This window comes from Marinilactibacillus sp. GCM10026970, from assembly GCF_042660675.1.
Lineage (GTDB): Bacteria > Bacillota > Bacilli > Lactobacillales > Carnobacteriaceae_A > Marinilactibacillus.
The window spans coordinates 69206-91371 of the sequence record NZ_JBHSUL010000027.1 but is presented as its reverse complement, the minus strand read 5'-3'; the positions used below and the strand labels follow the sequence as shown (position 1 = coordinate 91371).

General features: G+C 35.0%; 27 protein-coding genes. 13 read left to right on the top strand and 14 right to left on the bottom strand.

All coding sequences use genetic code 11. The features are described 5' to 3' along the window. Positions 1–80 precede the first annotated feature (80 nt). The 6 genes from ACFP65_RS07785 to ACFP65_RS07760 all read left to right on the top strand — a co-directional run bounded on the left by ACFP65_RS07785 (position 81) and on the right by ACFP65_RS07760 (position 7867). A complete protein-coding gene (locus ACFP65_RS07785) occupies positions 81–1844 on the top strand; it encodes an ABC transporter ATP-binding protein (protein ID WP_379917416.1) in 1764 nt (587 codons plus the stop codon). Continuing rightward, a complete protein-coding gene (locus ACFP65_RS07780) occupies positions 1837–3606 on the top strand; it encodes an ABC transporter ATP-binding protein (protein WP_379917414.1) in 1770 nt (589 codons plus the stop codon). The genes ACFP65_RS07785 and ACFP65_RS07780 overlap by 8 nt, the downstream gene beginning before the upstream one ends. A 61-nt stretch (positions 3607–3667) precedes the next feature. Beyond that, positions 3668–4105 carry a MarR family winged helix-turn-helix transcriptional regulator gene (locus tag ACFP65_RS07775; protein WP_379917412.1) on the top strand — a complete coding sequence of 146 codons (438 nt, stop codon included), beginning with the start codon at positions 3668–3670 and terminating at the stop codon, positions 4103–4105. Positions 4106–4270: 165 nt separating this feature from the next. Further along, complete coding sequence (locus tag ACFP65_RS07770) at positions 4271–5260, top strand: metallophosphoesterase (RefSeq protein ID WP_379917410.1); 990 nt, start codon at positions 4271–4273, stop codon at positions 5258–5260. A 155-nt stretch (positions 5261–5415) separates the two neighbouring features. After that, positions 5416–7104 carry a methyl-accepting chemotaxis protein gene (locus ACFP65_RS07765; RefSeq protein WP_379917408.1) on the top strand — a complete coding sequence of 563 codons (1689 nt, stop codon included), beginning with the start codon at positions 5416–5418 and terminating at the stop codon, positions 7102–7104. 145 nt (positions 7105–7249) lie between these two features. Further along, positions 7250–7867: a hypothetical protein gene (locus ACFP65_RS07760; protein ID WP_379917406.1), complete on the top strand. Its 618-nt coding sequence runs from the start codon at positions 7250–7252 to the stop codon at positions 7865–7867. A 17-nt stretch (positions 7868–7884) separates the two neighbouring features. On the opposite strand, the gene ACFP65_RS07755 is transcribed toward ACFP65_RS07760, so the two are convergent. The 9 genes from ACFP65_RS07755 to ACFP65_RS07715 all read right to left on the bottom strand — a co-directional run bounded on the left by ACFP65_RS07755 (position 7885) and on the right by ACFP65_RS07715 (position 12815). Beyond that, positions 7885–8280 (bottom strand): hypothetical protein, encoded by a 396-nt coding sequence (locus ACFP65_RS07755; RefSeq protein ID WP_379917404.1) that lies wholly within the window; start codon positions 8278–8280, stop codon positions 7885–7887. 42 nt (positions 8281–8322) lie between these two features. Next, positions 8323–8463, bottom strand: coding sequence for a hypothetical protein (locus tag ACFP65_RS07750; protein WP_379917402.1), 141 nt, complete (start codon positions 8461–8463; stop codon positions 8323–8325). After that, a complete protein-coding gene (locus ACFP65_RS07745) occupies positions 8460–8819 on the bottom strand; it encodes a hypothetical protein (RefSeq protein ID WP_379917398.1) in 360 nt (119 codons plus the stop codon). Before ACFP65_RS07745 ends, ACFP65_RS07750 begins: the two co-directional genes overlap by 4 nt. A 23-nt stretch (positions 8820–8842) precedes the next feature. Continuing rightward, entirely contained in the window at positions 8843–9667 is an 825-nt protein-coding gene (locus ACFP65_RS07740) for a metallophosphoesterase (protein WP_379917396.1), read from the bottom strand. Positions 9668–9710: 43 nt separating this feature from the next. Beyond that, complete coding sequence (locus tag ACFP65_RS07735) at positions 9711–10088, bottom strand: hypothetical protein (protein WP_379917394.1); 378 nt, start codon at positions 10086–10088, stop codon at positions 9711–9713. A gap of 39 nt (positions 10089–10127) precedes the next feature. Further along, positions 10128–10505 carry a hypothetical protein gene (locus ACFP65_RS07730; RefSeq protein ID WP_379917392.1) on the bottom strand — a complete coding sequence of 126 codons (378 nt, stop codon included), beginning with the start codon at positions 10503–10505 and terminating at the stop codon, positions 10128–10130. A gap of 20 nt (positions 10506–10525) precedes the next feature. Next, the gene (locus ACFP65_RS07725; protein ID WP_379917390.1) at positions 10526–10954 is read right to left on the bottom strand and encodes a hypothetical protein; all 429 of its coding nucleotides are present in this window, start codon (positions 10952–10954) and stop codon (positions 10526–10528) included. A gap of 644 nt (positions 10955–11598) precedes the next feature. Then, positions 11599–12204: a DUF1349 domain-containing protein gene (locus ACFP65_RS07720; protein WP_379917388.1), complete on the bottom strand. Its 606-nt coding sequence runs from the start codon at positions 12202–12204 to the stop codon at positions 11599–11601. Positions 12205–12227: 23 nt separating this feature from the next. Continuing rightward, positions 12228–12815 (bottom strand): sugar O-acetyltransferase, encoded by a 588-nt coding sequence (locus ACFP65_RS07715; RefSeq protein ID WP_379917386.1) that lies wholly within the window; start codon positions 12813–12815, stop codon positions 12228–12230. Between the two features lie 258 nt (positions 12816–13073). On the opposite strand from ACFP65_RS07715, the gene ACFP65_RS07710 reads away from it, so the two are divergent. Further along, a complete protein-coding gene (locus tag ACFP65_RS07710) occupies positions 13074–14516 on the top strand; it encodes a sodium/glutamate symporter (RefSeq protein WP_379917384.1) in 1443 nt (480 codons plus the stop codon). A 50-nt stretch (positions 14517–14566) separates the two neighbouring features. On the opposite strand, the gene ACFP65_RS07705 is transcribed toward ACFP65_RS07710, so the two are convergent. After that, on the bottom strand, positions 14567–15592 hold the full coding sequence (locus tag ACFP65_RS07705) for a YdcF family protein (RefSeq protein ID WP_379917382.1): 1026 nt from the start codon (positions 15590–15592) through the stop codon (positions 14567–14569). Positions 15593–15722: 130 nt separating this feature from the next. On the opposite strand from ACFP65_RS07705, the gene pgeF reads away from it, so the two are divergent. Continuing rightward, positions 15723–16451, top strand: coding sequence for a peptidoglycan editing factor PgeF (gene pgeF / locus ACFP65_RS07700; RefSeq protein ID WP_379917380.1), 729 nt, complete (start codon positions 15723–15725; stop codon positions 16449–16451). Between the two features lie 45 nt (positions 16452–16496). Here the strand turns inward: pgeF and ACFP65_RS07695 are convergent, their stop codons facing one another. Then, entirely contained in the window at positions 16497–17288 is a 792-nt protein-coding gene (locus ACFP65_RS07695) for a methyltransferase domain-containing protein (protein ID WP_379917378.1), read from the bottom strand. 277 nt (positions 17289–17565) lie between these two features. Here ACFP65_RS07695 and ACFP65_RS07690 point away from each other — a divergent pair, with 277 nt between their 5' ends. The 4 genes from ACFP65_RS07690 to ACFP65_RS07675 all read left to right on the top strand — a co-directional run bounded on the left by ACFP65_RS07690 (position 17566) and on the right by ACFP65_RS07675 (position 19141). Further along, positions 17566–17775: a helix-turn-helix transcriptional regulator gene (locus tag ACFP65_RS07690; protein ID WP_379917376.1), complete on the top strand. Its 210-nt coding sequence runs from the start codon at positions 17566–17568 to the stop codon at positions 17773–17775. Next, positions 17772–18131, top strand: a complete 360-nt coding sequence (locus tag ACFP65_RS07685) for a hypothetical protein (protein WP_379917374.1) — start codon at positions 17772–17774, stop codon at positions 18129–18131. Before ACFP65_RS07690 ends, ACFP65_RS07685 begins: the two co-directional genes overlap by 4 nt. A gap of 125 nt (positions 18132–18256) precedes the next feature. After that, a complete protein-coding gene (locus ACFP65_RS07680) occupies positions 18257–18562 on the top strand; it encodes a helix-turn-helix domain-containing protein (protein ID WP_379917372.1) in 306 nt (101 codons plus the stop codon). Between the two features lie 294 nt (positions 18563–18856). Beyond that, complete coding sequence (locus ACFP65_RS07675; protein WP_379917370.1) at positions 18857–19141, top strand: hypothetical protein; 285 nt, start codon at positions 18857–18859, stop codon at positions 19139–19141. A 66-nt stretch (positions 19142–19207) separates the two neighbouring features. On the opposite strand, the gene ACFP65_RS07670 is transcribed toward ACFP65_RS07675, so the two are convergent. From ACFP65_RS07670 to ACFP65_RS07660, 3 genes are read right to left on the bottom strand one after another with little or no spacing between them, the layout of a single operon-like run. Next, positions 19208–19663 (bottom strand): PH domain-containing protein, encoded by a 456-nt coding sequence (locus tag ACFP65_RS07670; RefSeq protein ID WP_379917839.1) that lies wholly within the window; start codon positions 19661–19663, stop codon positions 19208–19210. After that, positions 19650–21179, bottom strand: a complete 1530-nt coding sequence (locus ACFP65_RS07665; protein WP_379917368.1) for a PH domain-containing protein — start codon at positions 21177–21179, stop codon at positions 19650–19652. Before ACFP65_RS07665 ends, ACFP65_RS07670 begins: the two co-directional genes overlap by 14 nt. Continuing rightward, entirely contained in the window at positions 21172–21657 is a 486-nt protein-coding gene (locus ACFP65_RS07660; protein WP_379917366.1) for a PH domain-containing protein, read from the bottom strand. The genes ACFP65_RS07665 and ACFP65_RS07660 overlap by 8 nt, the downstream gene beginning before the upstream one ends. A gap of 169 nt (positions 21658–21826) precedes the next feature. Between ACFP65_RS07660 and ACFP65_RS07655 the strand changes: the two genes are divergently transcribed. Further along, positions 21827–22165 (top strand): PadR family transcriptional regulator, encoded by a 339-nt coding sequence (locus ACFP65_RS07655; protein WP_379917364.1) that lies wholly within the window; start codon positions 21827–21829, stop codon positions 22163–22165. Position 22166: the final 1 nt, after the last annotated feature.

Below are 22166 nucleotides of genomic sequence, written 5' to 3'. Positions count from 1 at the left end.
GAAAGGATACTAAGAGATGATTACTTTTCGAAGTAACCATTTAAACGTAAAAATAGCTCGCTTATTAAACGGAGGACATTATGGTTAAATTATTAAGAAAAGCAAATACAAAAGAGAGAATCGGGATTATTCTCAGTATTCTTTTTATTATGGTTCAAGTATGGCTGGAATTGAAAATTCCTGATTACTTAGCTGATATCACTACAAGATTACAAACTCCAGGAACAACGGTTTCTGATATTTTCTCACCTGGATCCATCATGGTCACACTTTCTTTACTAAGTTTAGTGGCATCGATCATTGTGGGATATATTGCCTCAAAAGTAGCAGCAGGTGTAACGCAAAGAATCCGTGGACAAGTCTTCAACAGTGTCATGGATTACACGCCCGGAGAAATCAAACAGTTTTCAGTTCCAAGTTTGATTACAAGAACGACTAACGATATTACTCAAATTCAATTGGTTATTGCAGTTGGATTACAAGTAGTGATAAAAGGCCCCATTACAGCTATTTGGGCCATTACGAAAATTGCGGACAAAAACTGGCAATGGACTGCAGCAACAGGTGTAGCGGTACTTGCGCTACTTATCATGTTGAGTACAATTCTCATCTTCGTTCAACCAAAATTTTCAAAAATCCAATCTTTGACAGATAGATTGAATAGCTTGACTCGTGAAAACTTACAAGGAATTCGTGTAGTTAGAGCCTACAACGCTGAAGATTACCAGAATGGTAAATCATTAGACGCTAATGAAGAACTGACAAACGTGAACCTATTTACGAGTAGAATGTTAGCCATTATGAATCCGGGAATGTCAATCATTTCAAATGGACTAGCTTTATCAGTTTACTGGATCGGTGCACATCTGATTGATGCAGCAGGACTGGAAGAAAGAATTACCTTATTTAGCGATATGGTCGTATTTTCTTCTTATGCCTTCCAAGTCGTTTTAGGATTTATGTTAATGACAATTGTTTTCTTGATTTTACCAAGAGCACTGGTTTCAGCAAAACGAATCAACGAAGTTCTAGAATTGGAATCGACAATCAAGTTTGCTAGAGAGAGTGAACAACCAGCAGATGGAAAAGGAACAGTCGCATTCAAAGACGTGACCTTTGCTTATCCAAATGCTTCAGAACCTGTGATTAGTGACATCAACTTTACCGCTAATGCGGGGGATACGGTTGCTTTTATCGGTTCAACGGGTAGTGGTAAAAGTACGATCATTGGCTTGATCCCAAGATTCTACGACGTAACAGAAGGTCAAATCTTGATTGATGGACAAGATATCAAATCATACAGTCATCAAGACTTGAATGAGAAAATCGCATATATTCCGCAAAATCCATTCTTGTTCAGTGGAACGATTCGTTCGAATATGAATTTTGGTCATAGTTCTAAATTGCCAGAAGACGATTCAGAAATTTATAAAGCATTAGAACTCGCAGAAGCAAAAGAATTTGTCCTTAGCAAAGAGGACCGATTAGAAAGTCGTGTTTCACAAGCCGGAAGTAACTTCTCTGGTGGACAAAAACAACGGTTGTCTATTGCTCGTGCAATTGCTAGAAAAGCTGAAATTCTTATATTTGATGATTCATTCTCAGCGCTGGATTACAAGACGGATAGAAAACTTAGACATAATCTGTCTGAACAAATGGCCGGTACGACTAAACTCATTGTTGCCCAAAGAATCAGCACGATTATGGATGCAGATCAGATTCTTGTTTTGGATGAAGGAAGAGTCGTCGGTCAAGGAACACATAAAGAACTGTTGGAAAGTAATCAAGTGTATCAAGAGATTGCCTATTCTCAACTTTCCAAGGAGGAACTGAATAATGGATAATACAAAAAATGCTAAAAATTATACTTTCAAAGAAATACTAGCGAATGTAAACATCTATGCTGGACAATACAAGATTCTATTCTTGTTGTCTATCATCTTTGCAGCATTCGGAAGCGTCACGATCATTATTGGTCCTGACCGCTTAAGCGAAATCACAGATATCGTTGTCCAAGGTATTGGAACTCAGATTGATATTGCCCAAATCAACCGTATTGCACTTACATTAGTGACATTATATTTGATCGGTAGTTCCTTAACCTATGGGCAAGGCTTTATCGTAGCAACCATTACTCAAAAATTCTCTAAACGTTTAAGAGAAGAAATCTCTATCAAAATCAACAAATTACCACTTAAATATTTTGACTCAAACAGCCAAGGAGATATTTTAAGTCGCGTCACTAATGACTTGGATACAGTTGGACAGTCATTGAATCAAAGTCTTGGGACACTCGTTAGTTCAGTTGTTTTGTTTATCGGATGTTTGTTTATGATGTTGAAAACAGATCTGATCATGAGTTTCTCAGCGATTGCTTCAGTATTACTTGGTTTCGTCATTTTGACATTTTTGATCAAAAAATCTCAGATTCACTTCAAAGGTCAGCAAAGTAAATTGGCTAAGGTAAATGGATTTGTTGAAGAAGCGTATACTGGACATAATACGATTTATTCTTATAATGCAAAAGATCAATCCGTTGAAGATTTTGAAGAAATGAATGCAGATCTTTATACAAGTGTCTGGAAAGCGCAATTTCTTTCAGGTATGATGCAGCCTCTAATGGGATTCATCGGAAACTTTGGTTATGTTGTCGTGTGTATCGTTGGGGCGATTTTAGTCATCAACGGATCGATCACTTTTGGTGTGATTGTAGCCTTCACTGTATACGTTAGACTGTTTTCTCAACCACTTGGTCAAATGGCGCAAGCTTTCACAGGCCTACAACAAGCGAATGCCGCAATGGGTCGAGTATTTGAATTCTTGAACGAAGACGAGATGCAAGATGAAACAGCTAAAACACAAAAAATCACAGGTAAAACTACAGGACACGTAGCGTTTGACCATGTGAGCTTTGGCTATGATCCAACGAAAACAATTATTGATGATTTTTCTACAGAAGCACTGCCAGGCCAAAAAATTGCCATCGTTGGACCTACCGGAGCCGGTAAAACAACAATCGTTAACTTATTGATGAAATTCTATGAAGTAACAGAAGGTAGAATTTTGATCGATCAAAAAGATATTGCAGAAATGACGCGTGAAGAAATCCATGATCAATTCTGTATGGTCTTACAAGATACTTGGTTATTCGAAGGAACGGTTAGAGAAAACTTGATTTACAACCAGAAAAACATTACAGACCAACAAGTTATAGATGCTTGTAAAGCTGTCGGTGTTGATCATTTTATTAAAACACTTCCTGAAGGTTACGACACTGTTTTGAACGATACCGTTTCACTTTCCGTTGGTCAAAAACAATTGATGACGATTGCTCGAGCGTTACTGAAAGATTCTCCAATGTTGATTCTAGATGAAGCAACCAGTTCAGTCGATACGAGAACAGAAGAATTGATTCAAGCAGCGATGGATAAATTGATGGAAGGTAGAACGTCATTTGTAATTGCTCACCGTCTATCTACGATCCAAAATGCAGATACCATTCTTGTAATGAAAGACGGTGCCATTATCGAAAGTGGTAACCACGAAGCGTTGATGCAAGCTCAAGGATTCTACTCTGATCTTTATAACAGTCAATTTGAAAAATGATCCTTTAAATCGATTTAACCTTCAACACATCGGTGACATGGTTAAGAGAGGATGAATGAAAATGGACCCTCATGGTACGATTGGATATGAATTGAGAGAGTTATCGATCTTATTTGTACGCTATATCGAAAAGGAAAAAGCCGGTAAGAATTTTGAAGAAATGCATCGAATGCAGGCATGGACGTTGAGTTTCTTGTACGAAAATCAACATAAACCTATCTTTCAAAAAGATATCGAAAAAGAATTCTCTATTCGTAAATCTACAACAAGTAACTTAGTTAAACGCCTGAAAAATAATGGCTATATTGAAGAAAAAAAAGGTACCCAGACAGACAAGCGCCTCAAAGAGATTGTTTTAACAGATAAAGCAATTGAACAGATCAATGCATTTAGACCGTATGTCGAAAAACTTGAAGAAACTATTACTCAAGGAATCAGTGAAGCGGAACTTGCACAGTTCAAAGAAACGCTATCTAAAATCAAAGCAAACTTTGAATAATCATGAGAAATCACTAACGATAGAACAGTCGTTGGTGATTTTTTTTTTGCAAATCCATTCTTTATATATCTGTTTTGAATTCTTACGAGCAATTACTTTATTATTTTAACCTGCATACCGTATACTAGGGATAAGAGAAATATGGTTTAATAGGAGAATAATAAGATGTTTACAGACAAAAGATTGACAGAAGCTTATCAGAATGCAAAACAACTGTATTTTGACGATCACTCTCGTATCGTCTTTATGAGTGATGCCCATCGAGGCGATGGTAGTGTGTCTGATGAATTTCTGAGAAGTCAGAACTTGTTTACGCATGCACTGAACGAATATTATGAGAGTGAGTATACATTTGTAGAAGTAGGTGATGGCGAAGAACTTTTAGAGTATTCTGAGTTTGAACATATCAAGAATGCCTACGTCGGTGTATATGAAACAATCAAAAAGTATTATGACGATGATCGTTATATTCGAATTTACGGAAACCATGACCTCTTTTTAAGAAATAAAAAGTATGTAGAAAAGAATTTTTATGTTAATTATGATGAGTATACAGAAGAATATTTTGATTTTATGAAAGGACTAGAGCCGATAGAGGCCCTTGTTCTCAAGCATCGTCAAACGAGTCAGGAAATATTTGTATTACATGGCCATCAAGGGGATGCACCAAATGATCAGTTCTGGTTTTTCACCATGCTATCACTGAAATATTTCTGGCGTTTCTTGCACCGTTTTGGAATTAGAAACCCGGCAAGTCCTATCAAAAATGTCAATAAACGACACAAGATTGAACGGAATTATAGTAAATGGATCCAAAAGAATAGGAAAATGTTAATTTGTGGTCATACTCATCGATTCAAGTTTCCTAAAAATAATGATCGTCCCTATTTCAATACCGGCTGTGGTATCTATCCTGCAAGTATTACGGCAATCGAACTTTCGGAAGGGATGGTTCGCTTGGTGAGATGGAAAGAAAAAGTTAATGAAAAGGGTCAATTGTATATTGAAAGAGAAACGATGAGAGGTCCAGAACCAGTTGAGCTATTTGATATTCGTAAACCCAAAGAGGTAGTAGAATATCTAGCGAAACTCAAGCTACAGCGCACAAAAAAAGAGAGAGAAGACCGAGCAGCTTTCAGAGAAAAACATATGTGAATTTGATTTTGTAAAATGTATGATAAAGAGCTTCTACCGAATGGGGTTAAACCATTGGTAGAAGCTTTTTTTAAACTTACTTTAAATAAACTGAAGTTGTTCCGATAACAATAGATAGGAGAGTACAAAAATAAGAAAAGATGAGGGAATGTGTATTGAAGAAGAAAGGTCTTAAATTAACAAGCCAAATGAGTATCATTATTGCAGTATTATTTGCAGTAGTATTTATCAGTCTAGGGTTGACGATTTATGTTAAAACGACTGAAACGATTGAGGAAATGACTAGTGAAAAAGCTCAGACAGATTTGAAGTTGACGGAAGAGGTATTAGATTACTGGTATCCGGGGGACTGGAATGTTGTGAGCGGGGAATTATACAAAGGTCAAGTGCCCGTTAGCAATGACATGGTAGATAGAGTCACAGCGATCACTAATGGTCCTTCCACACTTTTTTTAGGAGACTCAAGAGTAGCGACAACGGTCGAAAGAGATGGCCAGCGTGTAGTCGGGACAGTCGCTTCAGAAGAAGTGGTCACAGCAGTTCTAGAGAATGAAGAAACATATATTGGAACGGCAGTAGTTGCCGGAGAAAAGAACCAAACTGCTTATGAGCCGATATATGACGCTACGGGTAACGTGGTAGGTATGTGGTTTGTTGGTGTTTCCCAACAAATGATCAATGAGTCAATTTGGTCCATTTTTTCAGTGCTACTTATTGTAATGACGCTTGCAGTTATCGTATTCATCATTATCTTGTCGCTATTCAATAAGCAACTAAAAAGACGATTTGCGGAAGTTTCAACTGTATTGGAGCAAGGTGGTCAAGGAGACTTTACTAAGGAAGTCAATGTCACTTATTACGATGAAATTGGTCTTATTGGAGAAAGTTTCAACATTATGAGATCACAACTCGCTAATTTGTTACATCACGTAGATGAGCAAGCCAATTCAGTAGCTGCTTCGTCAGAAGAATTGCTTGCGAGTTCTTCTGAATCTTCAAAAGCGACAGAAGTGATTACAGAATCAATGAATTCAATGGCAGACACTACAATGACTCAATCCGAAAAAACGAGTAAAGTGAATCAGACGATTTCAGATATTATTCAAAATATTGCGAATATGTCTAAACGGATTAAAGTGATTCATACTTCAGTAGAATCTGTTCAACAAAACGTTACAAATGGTGAATCAATTATTCAAGAATCTGTTTCAGATATGCATACCATCAAAGAAAAAACAGATCAGACATCATCGTATGTAGATGTACTGAGCACTCAATCTCTAGAAGTAGAAAAAATCGTTTCGTTTATCAACGAAATTTCAGAACAAACCAACTTACTAGCATTAAACGCAGCGATTGAAGCAGCACGTGCAGGTGAGCAAGGAAAAGGATTTGCGGTAGTAGCTGAGGAAATCAGAAATCTTGCGGAGAAATCTGCCAACGCTACAAAACAGATCGAATCCATAATTAGCGAAATCCAAGGAAACATTTCAAAATCTTCTCTTTCTATGAAGGAAGCAGATGAAGCAGTTGTTCACGGGGAAGAAAGTGTGCAAGAGGCTGGAAAAGTATTTGAAAAGTTGACCAATTACATTAACCGATTGAATCAAGAATCCAGTTCCGCTGAAAAAGAAGGAAGCATTGTTGCGAATCATTCATCAGAACTAGAATCGATGATCAATGAAGTAACCGGTGCAATTGAAGAAATTTCAACTAAAGTAGAAGATGTTGCATCATCTACAGAAGAACAAAATGCCTCAATGGAAGAAATCACAGCCGCCTCCAATGACCTTGCAGAAATGGCACAAGAACTGCAAAGCAAAGTGAGTTTATTTAAAGTTTAAAGAATAGTAGAACCCTTATCAGACAGAAAATTTGATGAGGGTTCTTTCTATTCAATCATTTAATAAAGCGGTAACAAAAATATATGTCTATTATATCTATAAACAAGTATAATCTTATTAATAAAAGATGGGTGGAGGAAACTATGTGAGGAAAATAAAATGGTCGAGTCTGTTACTGTTGTTTTTGATTGCCGGATGTTCAAGTCTTGAAGAATCCGTAGAAGTTGAACCAAAAACAGAGTTAGTGGAAGAAATAGTAGAAGCAAATACGGAAGTAGAAGATTTGGAGAGAAAATTCGATTACGAAAGCTTTGAACAATTATACAAAAGAATATTAAAAAATTTGAAGATAAAGGATATGGACATAACTCATACCGAAAATAATAATCATTTTACAGCTGTAGATAAGTCGATGACTTTTGGTAAAAGAGACATATTAACTCTAGATGGAAATCGCGATAGCGCAATAGATCCAACACAAAGAGTGCTTTACTTAGAAAACGAAGAAAAATCGATATTAATTAAAGTGATCATTGCATACACTGAACAATTCATAGGAGATGATATGGTATATTACAGTAGTGATCTTTCTTCAGAGGGTTTAAGTGAGTTAAATAAAAAATCTGAACTGATCACATTGAGTTATAAAAATTTGCTATTTACAGTAGTACAAACTACGGATGAAGCGATAGAGAATGATTTTACTCGAAAAATTACAAGCAGTCTCATCAATATTATAGAGAAACCAGCAGATTCCTTTTAGGAGTCTACTGGCTTTTTTTAATAATTTTCTGGAGGAATGACAGGTAACAACTTCAATTGATAAACAGGAAACACCAAGTTTATGATAATAAAAGTCGCAAGCAACCCGAAATTGAAAAGAAATAGATATTCGGATGGGACTATCTGCCTAGACAAGTTAAGGAGAACGACGAATAAAATAATACTGATTAATGACCAGAAACGAGTAGATATTTCTACTTTTTGACCGTCTTTAACAGGTAGCAGATTACTTTTACATCCAAATAATTTTGCGCGAATGACTGTTTGATTAGTATTCAAATCTAATTCAGAAGATGGACCTGCAATTTTTTCATCGGGTTGACCACCTATTTTAATGGTCATAAATCCTGGTGATCCCAACAAACCGGTCTTTCTAACGATGGTAACACTCATGAACTCATCCTTTCTATACTCTATACCTTCATTGAACCCTATTTAAATAACAATTGTAAAAGTTAGCGACTCTTTATCGTTAATGATCATCATGAACAACACACTTAAAGTCATGAATAGACGGCAATTCCCATTAAACGAACCACCTGAGCGACCTGGTTCACTAACGATAAAAAATTTCATCGATAAACTCTTTTCTTAGAATAGAGTTTGAAGCAAAATATTTGAAAAAATATCATTATAATTGTCACAAAAAGTAAAAGACCTATTGCTGAAAATGGTTTAAAATACCATTGATTTTCTATCAAACCACTAGCAAAAATCAATAAAGCTGAAGAGCAGAAACTAATGATATTTCCTTTAACAATAAGTTCTTGCTGATTGTTTTTTGTTAAAAACAAACTGAGAGCGATAAATGCGATTAGCATGAATAGATACATCCACATACTTCCGAAAGCGAAATCTGTATACATTGATAGAAATACATAAGGAAATAAATAGCTTAACAAACTGATTTTTTTAAGCATTTTTGAATTCAAAAGATCACTCCTCAAAGGTCTTGTTAATACCTTGTTGAAAATCGTAAAAAAATGAGTTCGGGCTTATTGTTGATCCTAAAAGGGAATAAGCTATTTCCAAGCCCTCTACTAACAACCATATTCGTATCTTCTTCAGTGTAAATACCTTCTGTATATTTTGGGAAAAGTCCTTGATCGGGTGCGATAAGACCACCAATAAAAGGAAGTCTAAACTGACCGCCATGAGCATGACCACTGAAGACTAGGTCAATATCCTGTTTGACATATAAATCGAACAGTTCAGGGCGATGAGATAAAAGAATTTTAAATCCTTCAACATCCTCTGTGAGGCTTTCTAACTCATTTTCTGGGTCTGCTCCAGGAAATGAAGGATCTTCTATTCCTAAAAGAGTCAGCTCACTAACTCCGGAAGATAAGGTAAACGTTCGATTATCTAAAAGAATGACGGTTTGATTGATAGCCTCAATTAGTTCTTCATACTGACTGCTTCTAGCTTCGTGATTACCCGTAACGAAATAGACAGGCGCAATTTGAGCAGCTCTTTCAATAAACTCAACAGCAACAGGAATATCGGTATTTCTTGAATCAATCAGATCACCAGTTACCACAATGATATCTGGATAAGCCGCTTCCAATTCTCTGATAAGTTTATTACCCCAGTCCTTATTATGTAAATCAGATACTTGAGCGATTGTATAGTTGTCGAAATCGCTTGGCACTTCATCATCAATTAACTTATACCATTTTGTCTCAATATGCGTGTTGCCCCATATGATCCAAATTAAAAGTAACGGAATGAGAAAAAGGAGAAAGCTGAGCACTTTATGACTTTTGATACGTTTGATCATTTATATTCCTCCAATTATAGGACAGATAAAAGCAGCGTATGGGTTAGTCTTCAATAATGGACAATTCGTAGGGTGGGAAAAAATAGTTCGTAACGAAAAAAACGGGTATTATTACTAGAAGGGATTTCCAAAAGTTGCTGACACCTAATATAGAATTAGCTATGACAAGCAATATAATGATAGAAAAAATCATAGGTGTGTACCATTTTCTTGTCTTGATTTCTAGCGCAGCTCCGTCTTTGACATTGACTATCTGTCTTTGAGTACCCAATTCCTTTAATTCAATTGTAGCTATATTTTCTTTTATGTGGATAATGTTCGGTTCATCCAGCTTAAGCTTTTCTGTTTGATCATTGACCTTGATTTTCATTAATCCACCTGAGCCCATGAGGCCGGTGTTTCTATGTATTGTAATACTCACTTAGACTTCCTCCCAAAATTTAATATAGAATGATTCATTTCAAAGCTTTTTTATGATCTTCAACTCATAAAAACTATAAAAAAATCCTACTATCAAAGATCCAAGTAGCAATAGAAAAACTAAAACTAATTTCCATTTAGGACTAAGAATAAAGAATAGAGAAGTGAAGGCAATAATCAGTGTCCAATAATAATAGTTAAAACTGGATTTCACTGTAATTTCTATAGAATCTCCATCTTCGATAGTAATAGATTTGTTCCTAACAGCAAATTGCTTGAGTGCAATGGTAGCGGTTTGATCAGGGATATCGAGCTCAAGCATCTGGTTTGAACGGATGCTTTCGATACGTTGATTATCGATTTTAAGATTCAATACGAAAGACGAATTCTTAGTATTTCTATGGATTTTAATACTCATTTAAGTTACCTCCATCGTTATTAATAACTATTCCAATGTTGCTCTTTTTCAGACATCTCCGATGTTCGTTTAATCAAATACTTTGGTACAAACATATCAAAAATAGTCAGCCCTATGATAAAGAAAAGTTGCATGTAGATAGTTGAACGAGTCATTGAGAAATCATTAAAAAAAGGGATGAGGGCTGTAATCATCAGAGCAAAACAAATTAAATATCTTAATCCCCACATGAGATTATATCTTACAATATCAAACGTCTCCCCATCTTCCACGGTAAATATTTTACTGGTTAAAGCGGTGCTGATTTTGATGGTTTCTTGTTCTTTGGGAATTTCAAAAGTAACAGATTCTCCAGGCGCAAGCTTTTCTAAAACAACATCGTCCATCTTGACTGAAATATTACTCATCACACTGAATGCTCCAACACTTCTTTTGATCGTTACACTCATAATCAAACAACTCCTTTGAATAAAAGTACCATAACTTCAAGTGAAATGAAATCGTATTTATAAATTTATTTAGGAGTATATAAACCTTTATATTTTTCTAAACTATTATCTAGATATAAGCTATAATAAAACTATATGAATAGAGGAGCATGCACATGTTATTTCCGTTGGATGTTAAAGCAGCAATTGTAATTGTGATAATACATATCATAATATCTTTTAGTCTCCATGTTTCCACAAAGTACAAAATGATATTTCGTATCTATTCAATTTTGGTAAGTTTCAGCTTTATTATTTTTTATATAGGATTTCCTATGTTCTTTTACGACATCTTTTCTGACGAGACTATATCAAGGGGATTTTATTTTGAAGGACTAGCGTATTCATATCTTCTGCTTTTTCTTCCACTCATAGTGACAGCTATAGTGTTATTTGGGCAATGGATCATGAAACAAGACCATTTTTCGAAGCCGACTAAATATATTGCGCTCACAGGACCATCTCTGTTATTAGCAGGTTTAGGCATAATGGCATACTATCCATTTATGTTATTTTTTTATGGGTTTAATTAATACCAATTTAAACATAAAGAAAATCGCTTCACCCAAATAAATGGGCAAAGCGATTTTTTTGAGCACTTTAAATTACTTACCCTCACGAAGATTTTTGACCGTCCGTTTTTCTAGTAAAAAGTTTTTGAAAAATCGTGGTCCACCTTGTCCATCGGGGGCTTGTGCTACTAGCCCAACTTTCACAATTGAAGAAACAGGTAAATTAAATACTCTCATCATATCGAACTGGTTGCCATCTAAAGAGTAATGAAAGGAAAAGGCAGGTCCTACTCTAGCAACTTGCAGCCATACGGTATCTTGTTCAATAGTAGGTCCATTCGCATCGTCAGAAGTTTGATTCGTAACGACACTGACGACTGCTTTGGTACCTAAGTCTGTGTTCTCGAAACAGGCTTTTGCCCATAAAGATTCATTTTCCATAACCATGAGGACAGCCGCATCATACAAATCAGCAAAAGGATGAGAAACCTCAACGTGCATTATAAAATCACCTTCAACTTCTTGGTACAAAAAAGGTGCATTAGATAAGTTATCTGGACTTACACCTGTTTCAGATACGAATCCTTCATTGCAAAAGAAATCTGTCTTAGCTGGGGCGTCAATAATCAAAGTATCTTTTTCAAATCTTGCTTGGCTTTCATTTAACCAACTAAATTGTGTTAAGTCTATTCTAGTCAATTCTATTCTCCTTTAAATTCAATTTATTTACGCCATTTAATATCTGATTCTTTTATCGGTCTGATCACTCTACATGGATTGCCAGCAGCGAGTACATTTGGAGGGATATCATTTAATACGACACTACCCATACCAATGATAGAATTTTCTCCAATAGTTACATCTTGAGCGATTTTTACATCTCCGCAAAGCCAAACTTTGTCTCCAATAGTCACTGGTTTTGCATAGACTCCGCCATCAGCACGTTCTACTGGGTCTTCAGCGTGATTCCCTGTGTAGATTCCAACCCTAGGTCCAATGTAGACATCATGACCGATTCTTACTTCGTTACAATCTAAAATAATCATATCGTGGTTAATATAAACGTTATCGCCTATATAAATATTGAATCCAAATTCACACCTGAAATTGGATTCGATAAAAACATTTTCACCAATGGATCCAAAAAGGTTTTCCAGTATGCTGTTGTAATAGTTACTTTCATCGTTGACGAGTTTATTGTACTGACGACATAAGAGGATTGCTTCTCGTCGCGCTTTTTCAATATCTTCATGGGTATCATCATACATTTTCTGAGAATTCACAATTTTTTTAATATCTGATGGTGACATGGTTCACCTCTTTTTCGTTAGAATAGTCTTCTCAAAAATAGACTACCTTATTGAGTAACCGTTTGCAATCTTAATAAGAGGTAGATTGAGTATCGTCCGTTTTAGTTTCGATTTCTTTCATTTTGTATTTTATTAGCTGTACTTTATAGTGGAAATAAGAGCAAGCGTAATCATACTTTGAGTGATTGCTTGATTATCTTTAAGGCGGTATACTAGTAAGATAGCCCAAAAATAGGCTTGGGAAGAAGGAGAAGATTTATGACACCAAATATGATCGGATTTAGCTTTGTAATGATCGGAATTTTCCTGATTTTAGGAAAGTATGTTAGAAACAATGCGAAGTGGTTACGTAATTTATTTTTACCAAGTTCAATTATAGCTGGATTTATTGCATTACTTTTAGGACCAGATGCTTTAGGAAGACTGACTTCGATGTTTTTAGATGAAGGAAATTTTTTCTATAATGGATTGGTTCCGGAATTTATTCTTGAAGTCTGGCGACCGCTCCCAGGTATGTTTATCAATATTGTGTTTGCGGCATTATTCTTAGGTAAAACTGTACCGAGCGTTAAGAAAATATGGAAAACAGCCGGACCTCAAATTGTTATGGGACAGGCTGTTTCTTGGGGACAGTATGTTGTAGGATTACTACTAACGATATTCGTTCTAACACCATTTTTTGGAATGAGCCCGTTAGCTGGCGCACTAATCGAAATTAGTTTCGTGGGTGGACACGGTACGGCTGCTGGTCTAGCAGATACTTTTGCTACCTTAGGATTCGCGGAAGGGGCTGATTTAGCACTCGGGCTTGCAACCATTGGGATTCTAGTAGGTGTTCTAGTCGGTATTATTTTGATCAATATCGCATATAGAAGAGGGACAGCAAAATACGTAGGTGGCGATACAGATTTTACAGACGAAGAGCGTGAACAGCTTGGGGAATCTTATGGGTACGATATGGAGCCTACCGTCAAAGAAGCGAAGGCTATCGAACCACTGGCTTTTCATTTTTCATTGATAGCCGTTGCGATTGCATTCGGATATCTCTTACAACAAGGATTGATTCTTTTAGAAGCTTATACTTGGGGGGCTTGGACAGATGTTTACTTGTTCCCTTATATGCCGTTATTTCCACTAGCCATGATTGGCGGTATGCTGATTCAGTTATTCTTCGATAAGATGAACATTCATATGTATATTGATCAGAACTTGATTAGCAAGATTTCAGGATTTGCACTAGATATCTTACTGGTATCTGCATTAGCAACCTTGTCATTAGATGTTATTGGAGATAACATTATTCCATTTCTATTAATTTCGATTGTAGCAATCATATGGAATGTGTTTGCCTTTTTATATCTTGGTCCGCGTATGATTCCGGATAACTGGTTTGAAAGAGGCCTTGGTGACTTTGGTCAAGCTACGGGAATGACTGCAACAGGCTTACTCTTAATGAAAGTTGCGGATCCTAAACATCAGACACCGGCACTTGAAGGATTTGGATACAAGCAGATTCTATTTGAACCTTTTGTGGGTGGTGGATTAGTCACTGCAGCATCACTACCCTTTATCTATCAATTTGGACCAGTGGTTTTCTTGATTGTTTCAATTATTGTAACAGCAGCATTTCTGATATTCGGTTTGGTTTACTTTGGACCGAAAAAGAATCATGAAAAACAAAGATCAAAAAAGTCTAAATAGTAACTATATAAAAAACACGACGGACTCAATGAGTCTGTCGTGTTTTTTGTTTAATTGAGATAAAGGTACAAAGCCGTTAAAATAATATTTAAGACGAAGCCGATAGATAAAATAATCAGATGATACTTTCGGTAAAGATTCATAAAGGCAATAAATTCTCTAATAAATGCATTAGGAATATAATAAAAGGCCGTTCGTGCACCTATGCCGTCAGCATCTATATTGGCTCTTTTAGCATAAATACCAGCTCTTAGTAAGTGATAGTTATTAGTTACAAATACAGCTTTTTTATTAGAAGAAGTCATTTTTTCAGCAGAAAACTTCATATTCTCATAAGTGTTTTTTGACTGACTTTCCAAAATAATCTGTTCTTCTTCAAGTCCAAGTGTTTTCGCAAACTTTGCCATCGCTTCAGCTTCAGGTAAACGTTCATCCTTACCTTGTCCACCCGAGAAAATCACATACGCCTTTTTATTGTTTTTCTCTAGTTGTTTTCGGTAAAAATTGAGACCTTTCTTGATTCTGCTTTGTAGTAAGGGGGGGACTTTATAACCATCAATCAAACCGCTACCTAATATAATGATGTAATCTTTATCAAGTTTAGGATAGTAAATCTGATAAAGAAGCGAAGAAACAGCAAACATAAATAAAAAGAAACCGACGTAGGCTAAACAGAAACTAGCAAAAGAAAATAAAAAGTCCAGTTGAGTAGGAATGTATTGATCTAGATTTAAAATTCTAGCAATATTTAAAAAGAGTATGCCAATCCCAATGACTAGTAATAAAGAATTTTTAAGCCGAATACCTTCCTTTTGATAGATTTTTATGGTGTTGAAAAAAGAAAAAATAATTAGACCAAATCCTCCGAAGGCTAATAAGATAACAATCAAACCGAATAAAAAAACGAAAATATAAGTGATGAATGTTCCAGGATTTTGAACCGTTTCATAAGCAAGGGACCCCATTACACTGATTAAAGCGAGTGTCAGAAAAAAACCGTTTAAAACTTTTCGGCGATCTTGTATATATGCTATGATAAAAAGTGCTATAAAAAATACTGTAATTAAATGAACCATAAAGTCTCCTTTAAATAGTGTAATCAGCGAATTTGCTGTTTTCTTATGCACCCATCATATAATATTTAGTACATTATGCCTACAAAAACAATAAACGAGTTATCGAGTAAGAAGAATGGGAGTGAATCGAATGAAATCTAAACGGTTAGAAGAGCATGGATTGATCAACAAGGTTGCAGGTAGTGACTATAACTTCAGATACCAGAAAGCGGGAAATCGAGTTGTGGAGGATCTAGAAAAAGTTCTTAGAGACTTATCGATAAAGCCTAAAGAAATATACTCCGGTCAGCAAACGCATAGTGAGCATATCGAATATGTAGACGGTAAGAATGGAGATGCTTTTGTATTTGGAAAAACCTTTAAAAATACAGATGGATTGATTACAGATCAAACAGATGTGGCCTTACTCATAAAATTCGCTGATTGTACGCCAGTCGTTTTATTTGATCCAGTCAAGAAAGTTCAAGCAAGTGTTCACTCTGGATGGAGAGGTACAACGAAGCAGATTTCATTGAAAGCAATTGAACGAATGGTTGAAGAGTTTGGGTGCGATAAAGAAGATATTTTAGCCTATGTAGGACCTTCTATAGACCTTGCAAATTATGAAGTAGGGCCAGAAGTTTACGAAGCGTTTAAAGAATTTAAGACGCGAGACGATTTTTTTGAACCTAGGGGAGAGAAATACTTGATGAGTATGCTGGATGCAAATCTGTCCATTTTACTTGAAGCAGGGCTTAAGGCAGAGAATATTGAAGTAGAGCGAGCTTCTACTTATACAGATAATCGTCTTCATTCAGCTAGAAAAGAAGGACCTGAATACCAACTTAATGGGATAATAACTATGATGCTATCAAAATAAACTAAAAACTCCGTGTCTCTTAATGAGAGGTACGGAGTTTTTTTATTATTTGAGATTATTTAACATATTTTTAGTATTTAACTGTGCTACAATAACGAATCGGTGCTCAAGATTCAAAACAAATCCATTTCTCTTTAATTCATCATTTAAATTTACGAGACGATCAAAGTGGGTATTTACTGTGAAATTAGGAAATTCCCACGGTATCGTTCGCACATAATAAATTAACCCATCCATATCGTAAAATTTTTGTTTCGGATAAGATTCGTTTTGATAAAGTATCTTAAAACCAGTTTCTTTTAATTCAGTTTCTACCGTAGATAAATGAAGATTAAAGGATAACTTTTGAAAGTCTGGAATGAGTTTTGATGCTAGTAAAACCCCATTTATGTCGCCGACTTGTTGAGTAATAAAATAGCCACCTGGTTTGAGTACCCGTTGGACTTCGCTGACTAGAAAGGATTCATGTGAATTGATGATAATATCAAAAGAATCATCTGGGAAGTCAAGGAAATCATCGTCGCCGACAAACTTAACATTAACTCCTAACGGTAATAATTTTTGTAACAATAAAGCGTAATTTTTTTCCCATCCTTCTGTTACTGAAGTAAGCTGATGAGGATGATTCAATGAATCAAGTAACTCTCCACCACCAGTACCCATATCTAGTAACTTCATCTCAGAGCCAAGTAAATTCAAAACAAGTTTACTATAGTCCCAAGGGAGTGGGTCCATTTCAGATTTACCTTCTAAATAAGAAAAATCCCATCCAATAAATTTTTGCTGATTTTTTTCACTTTTAAGCCAGTCTTTTTTTATTTTTTCTAGATTTATCATCGTTCTATCTCCTCAAATTTAAAATTATGGAGGCGATATAGCCGATGTTGATAGGAATCATTTATCTCGATATAGTGCCCATCACACTCAGCTATATCGAGTAGCTACATCGTTTGAAGTTCATAAAGGCTCACTCCTTAACTATGATGATTAAATTATAGCAGTAAAATACAGGAGTTGAAAGTGTATTCAAAAAAGTATCTAACTATTGACAAAATGTAACGACTTAGTTACTATTAGTGTAATGACTTGATTACATTTGGAAGTAGGAAAAGAAATGATTGAAAATCGAATTAAAGTTTTAAGAGCTGAGATGAAATGGACACAGGCGGATTTAGCTGAAAAAGTAGGGATTTCTAGACAAGCGGTTATTTCTATTGAAAAGTATAAGTATACACCTTCTCTTGAACTCGCTTTTCAAATAGCTGCTGTATTTGATAGAGATATTAATCAAGTTTTTACAATGAAAAAGGAGGAAAAAGAATGATTGTATTATTAGAAATCGTAGGTGGGTTAAGTTTAGCTCTTTTTGTACTTGTAGGGGCTTTGAAAGAAGCGAAGGATACTGCGGACAATAATGAAGATGAAAGATGGCGGATGATTATTGGTAAGGCAGACCAAGCGGCATTGAATACGTTTATTGGAATCAGTTTTGTCTCATTTTTTGTTCCAGCTGTTCTAAGAGGTATTGGACATGTAGCTACTCGATTTTCTTGGGAGACACTATCCAATCTACCTGATGGGTTTTCGATTAGTTTTTATAATAGTTATCCGTTAACTTTAATGCTTATTGTACTCTCTTTCAGATACATAGCAATCTGGCACTACAAGAATAAATACTAAATATAGAGTAAACCAGCTTGCTACATATTGTATCGTTTGATATATCGCGTAATGATACGTTTTTAATATAGAATAAAACTCCCTCGTAAGTCATACTATAAATATAGAAAAGGGGGAAATAGAAAATGAAAATTGGCGATAAGATAAAAGAGGGTAGGCTTAATAAAGGCTATACACAAGAACAAGTAGCAGAAATTTTGTATGTTTCCAGATCCACTGTATCGAGTTGGGAAGTGAATCGAACTTATCCTCCTTTAGATATGTTAGTGACGCTAGGTGATTTGTATGAGATTTCATTAGATATCATGTTAAGAGAAGATAAAAAAATGGTAGAAAAAATAGTAGAAGAAACTAAACTAAGTATGAATCTTAAGAAAATCAATATATTTTTACTGATCTTATTTATTCCATTAGCCATCTTCATGGGATAAAGCTTATGGATATCCGGTAAAGATATAAGTTAAAAGCAAACAAAAGATGTCCAATTGTTCATTACAAACGATTGAGATTCCACTAGAACATATAGTAAGTAGTTCAGAAGAAGTTAGGAAGATCGAACTGATCACGAAAAGGAGCAAAATTAAAATAGCTACAAGTTTTGATGGATTCCATAATTATATTTCCTGTATGCTTGAAGGTAATAATGTAGTAATATAAGTTGTAAACAACCCTACTACGTGGTCATAAAGTACAATTTAAATTAAGAAAGGTAGAGGAATAAAGCAATGACTAAAAACCAGTATCCACTTGTAATGATTCGACTAGTACTATACATAAGTATCGTTTTTTTAATTGGTGCTAGCCTAGTAATCAACAATTGGTATAACGCACCAACATCTGAAATATTGATGAATTATCTTTTACCAACAATGCTAATTGTTTTTGGGATCGAAATAGAAGAATACCGTAAAGCTTCAAGACTTATAATGATCTTTTTAGGACTACTTTTCTTTATCTATATAGCAGTACACTATCTTATAGGGTTTCATAATCCCTATTGGGGAAATTAATTGAATCAAACAAAAAACGTATTCGATCTCGCAGTAGTTTAAACTACTCTAATCGAATACGTTTTTTTAGCTTAAGGTTGTTTGAATTCTTTCTTGAATTTCAAAGGCTTCTTCCTGTTTTAATTCTGGCAAATAATTTGTCTGAAAGGCGGTAGTCACTCGGATTTCAGCAAGATCGAAAGAATTAGCTATAGGACCGATATCTGACTCAATAGTTTGAACGCGTAACAAAGGAATTGTAATTTGTTCTCTTCGCCATAACCCCTTGTAAATGATCAGCTGATCTTCGTTCAGGCTATAGCGCCAGTATTTTGCTTTAAAAGAAGGGCGAATGCCTATAAAAAATATCCATTGTATGGTAATCAGAATACCTGTTAATCCAAAGATCCAATCAGGCACAGTAAAAAATTTGAAAAATTGATTCATCAAGAAGAGTACAATGATAACTGCTAAAAAGAAAGAACAATGGATGAATGATTTTATTCTCCAATAACGGATAACATTAGGGTTAGTTTGATTCATATTCACCAAGTTCACCTCTTTCTGATCTAAACCATTCAAATAATTGAAAAGCATCTACTTCTTCAACAAAGTTTAGTTTTATATTTTGTGATAATTGACCTTGGGCGGAAAAAAGTACGACTTTGGCAAGGTTAGCTTTTTTCAAGAAAGGATTTTGTGCGAACTTAAAGTTCAGAATTCTATTTTTTGGAATATACGTTTTTTTTATCGAAAATCTTTGAGCGACTTGTAACGTAATTTCATTTTGCGATAGCGCGTAGCCATTCAACTGTTGAGAACGGTAACCGTATGATAGGTTTATTACAATAAACACAACGCATATGACCCAAGCGTATGACCAAAATAGCGCAGAGATGATTACTGAGGTAGCGATCCAGAACAACATTCTGAATTGGATAAATCTTCGAATAGAGCGTTTTGGAGTAATTAGTTTCGCAGATAAGAAGTCATATTCCGGGAAGCAAGACTGAACGAGTATTGCTAATTGATCCGTTTTAATGAGTGGAAAAAGGATTACTTTTCCACTTCCAGCTTCATCATTTTTGTCGCTTGAATCGTCCTCTTCTTCATCTTCAGTGGCAATTGATAAAGAAAGTGTTGTATACCCAAAACATTTCATTAAAATGTTCTGTTGTTCTTCAATACTTTGAACATTTTCTAGGACAATCGTTTGGCTGTTTGTCTCTAACAGACCTCGTTTAATCGTTAACTGTTTATCAGATAAAAAGACACTAAACTGATATTGTTTAATCACCATCAAACAGATTCTAGTTAAGTAAACAAAGAGAATCAAACTCAAAATGATTAAGAATAAAAGCGCAATAGATGTTTGAACAATGAGAGATTCTACTTGGTCAAATAAACTGATCTCTAAATTATTGGATAAGAAGCTACCGACTGTTAAAAATAAAAAAAGGCTTTGCATAAAAGAAGTATTCAATAAAGCCATCTTAATAATTTCTTTGATTGACAATTGAAAAATTAATGCGTCTTTTGTAGTTATTTCCAAAAAATCTGATTTTGAAAATAACTCTTTAGTATGCGTATCAGGATCAGCGAGGCTTGAATCGATATCAGTATTTAAACGGTTGATTTGGCTTTTAATTTGATCAAGTTGCTCATCTGAGATAGCTTCTAGCAAAATGTTTTTTCCGGGAGTTTGAATCGTAACTTTAGTGATTTTTAAAAATCGATGTATCAAACTCTCAGAAGTATCAATACTTTGAATACGACTGATTTGAATATCTTTCTCTTTTCTTATCACAAGACCGGTTTTTAGAATAAATCGGTTATCCTGAATAGAGTAGGATGTTCTGAAATACTTGATGAGATCGATTATTAAACCAAACAGTAAGACGACGGTCAGTACACTTACCGATATTAGAAGAGACTCTAAAAAAGCTCCATCAGAAGGTTTTACTAAAGTATAGATAAACAAAGGTACAAATAAAGTGGTAAGTCTCTTAAAGGCTTTAGTGATTAGAATACCTATATGTAGTCTTTGCTCATTATACATCTGAATGGACCTCCTTAATGAGATCCATAATACGAATCTTTAAAGCTTGAGCATCTTTTTCAAGTAAAAGTGGAACAGTATGGCTTGTACCGGCAGTTTGAATTTCGACTACTTGTACCTGATATCTTCTAGATAAAGGACCGTCTTCAACAAGCACTTGTTGAATTCTTTCTATAGGAATAATCTCTCTTGTCCTGAAAAAGACTCCTTTCAGTATCTCTAAATAAGTAGGATGCACTTCATAGCGAATGGATCTGTATCTTATGTAAGGTAAAATAAAATAATCTATACAAAAAGTTATACTTATCAGTGAAATCAGTATGATAGATAAAACATTGGACCATTCGAACCAGTGAATAACCCCAATTAGACTAGCACAGCCGAGTACATAGAAAATAGCGATGACTAAGCTGTGTGTTCTATCATACTTAACGACAGCCGCATCTAGTTTGTTTAAAGGTGCTTGTTCTTCAATCAAATTGTTCATTCCTTTTCATTAAAATCTGTAACTCAATCATTATAGCAGTCGGAACTAAAATTTCATATACGTCGAAAGTAGGATTAAACTTAGCAAACATTACAATGGATGGAAAAGTACTATGTGTGAAATAGTAATTGTGATATACTCAGATAAAGGAGCGGGTGGAGTGAGTGAATCTATCAATAAAGACTACATTAGAGGACATATCGATACGATTATCTTAAGAATACTTCTTGAACAAGATAATTATGGATACGAAATTATTAAAAGTATAAAAATACTTAGTAATGGTAATTATGAACTTAAAGAACCTTCTTTGTATACAAGTCTAAAACGACTAGAAAAACTAGCATACATCGAATCATACTGGGGAGATGAAACACACGGTGGTCGTAGAAAATACTACAAAGTTACCAAGGCAGGTAACCAGTATTATATCAATGCTTTAAAAGAATGGAAAATTGCGAAGACATTAATTGATCAATTAGTAGAGGGGACATCATAGA

What these genes read in the sequence shown, in the direction of transcription:
- ACFP65_RS07785 (WP_379917416.1), top strand. Translation starts at nt 81, where the DNA reads ATGGTTAAATTATTAAGAAAAGCAAATACAAAAGAGAGAATCGGGATT.
- ACFP65_RS07665 (WP_379917368.1), bottom strand. Translation starts at nt 21,179, where the DNA reads ATGTATAATGAGCAAAGACTACATATAGGTATTCTAATCACTAAAGCC.
- ACFP65_RS07755 (WP_379917404.1), bottom strand. Translation starts at nt 8,280, where the DNA reads ATGAGTGTTACCATCGTTAGAAAGACCGGTTTGTTGGGATCACCAGGA.
- ACFP65_RS07775 (WP_379917412.1), top strand. Translation starts at nt 3,668, where the DNA reads ATGGACCCTCATGGTACGATTGGATATGAATTGAGAGAGTTATCGATC.
- ACFP65_RS07730 (WP_379917392.1), bottom strand. Translation starts at nt 10,505, where the DNA reads ATGAGTATTAAAATCCATAGAAATACTAAGAATTCGTCTTTCGTATTG.
- ACFP65_RS07715 (WP_379917386.1), bottom strand. Translation starts at nt 12,815, where the DNA reads ATGTCACCATCAGATATTAAAAAAATTGTGAATTCTCAGAAAATGTAT.
- ACFP65_RS07690 (WP_379917376.1), top strand. Translation starts at nt 17,566, where the DNA reads ATGATTGAAAATCGAATTAAAGTTTTAAGAGCTGAGATGAAATGGACA.
- pgeF (WP_379917380.1), top strand. Translation starts at nt 15,723, where the DNA reads ATGAAATCTAAACGGTTAGAAGAGCATGGATTGATCAACAAGGTTGCA.
- ACFP65_RS07695 (WP_379917378.1), bottom strand. Translation starts at nt 17,288, where the DNA reads ATGATAAATCTAGAAAAAATAAAAAAAGACTGGCTTAAAAGTGAAAAA.
- ACFP65_RS07670 (WP_379917839.1), bottom strand. Translation starts at nt 19,663, where the DNA reads ATGAATCAAACTAACCCTAATGTTATCCGTTATTGGAGAATAAAATCA.
- ACFP65_RS07725 (WP_379917390.1), bottom strand. Translation starts at nt 10,954, where the DNA reads ATGAGTGTAACGATCAAAAGAAGTGTTGGAGCATTCAGTGTGATGAGT.
- ACFP65_RS07750 (WP_379917402.1), bottom strand. Translation starts at nt 8,463, where the DNA reads ATGAAATTTTTTATCGTTAGTGAACCAGGTCGCTCAGGTGGTTCGTTT.
- ACFP65_RS07770 (WP_379917410.1), top strand. Translation starts at nt 4,271, where the DNA reads ATGTTTACAGACAAAAGATTGACAGAAGCTTATCAGAATGCAAAACAA.
- ACFP65_RS07685 (WP_379917374.1), top strand. Translation starts at nt 17,772, where the DNA reads ATGATTGTATTATTAGAAATCGTAGGTGGGTTAAGTTTAGCTCTTTTT.
- ACFP65_RS07675 (WP_379917370.1), top strand. Translation starts at nt 18,857, where the DNA reads ATGACTAAAAACCAGTATCCACTTGTAATGATTCGACTAGTACTATAC.
- ACFP65_RS07740 (WP_379917396.1), bottom strand. Translation starts at nt 9,667, where the DNA reads ATGATCAAACGTATCAAAAGTCATAAAGTGCTCAGCTTTCTCCTTTTT.
- ACFP65_RS07780 (WP_379917414.1), top strand. Translation starts at nt 1,837, where the DNA reads ATGGATAATACAAAAAATGCTAAAAATTATACTTTCAAAGAAATACTA.
- ACFP65_RS07680 (WP_379917372.1), top strand. Translation starts at nt 18,257, where the DNA reads ATGAAAATTGGCGATAAGATAAAAGAGGGTAGGCTTAATAAAGGCTAT.
- ACFP65_RS07705 (WP_379917382.1), bottom strand. Translation starts at nt 15,592, where the DNA reads ATGGTTCATTTAATTACAGTATTTTTTATAGCACTTTTTATCATAGCA.
- ACFP65_RS07710 (WP_379917384.1), top strand. Translation starts at nt 13,074, where the DNA reads ATGACACCAAATATGATCGGATTTAGCTTTGTAATGATCGGAATTTTC.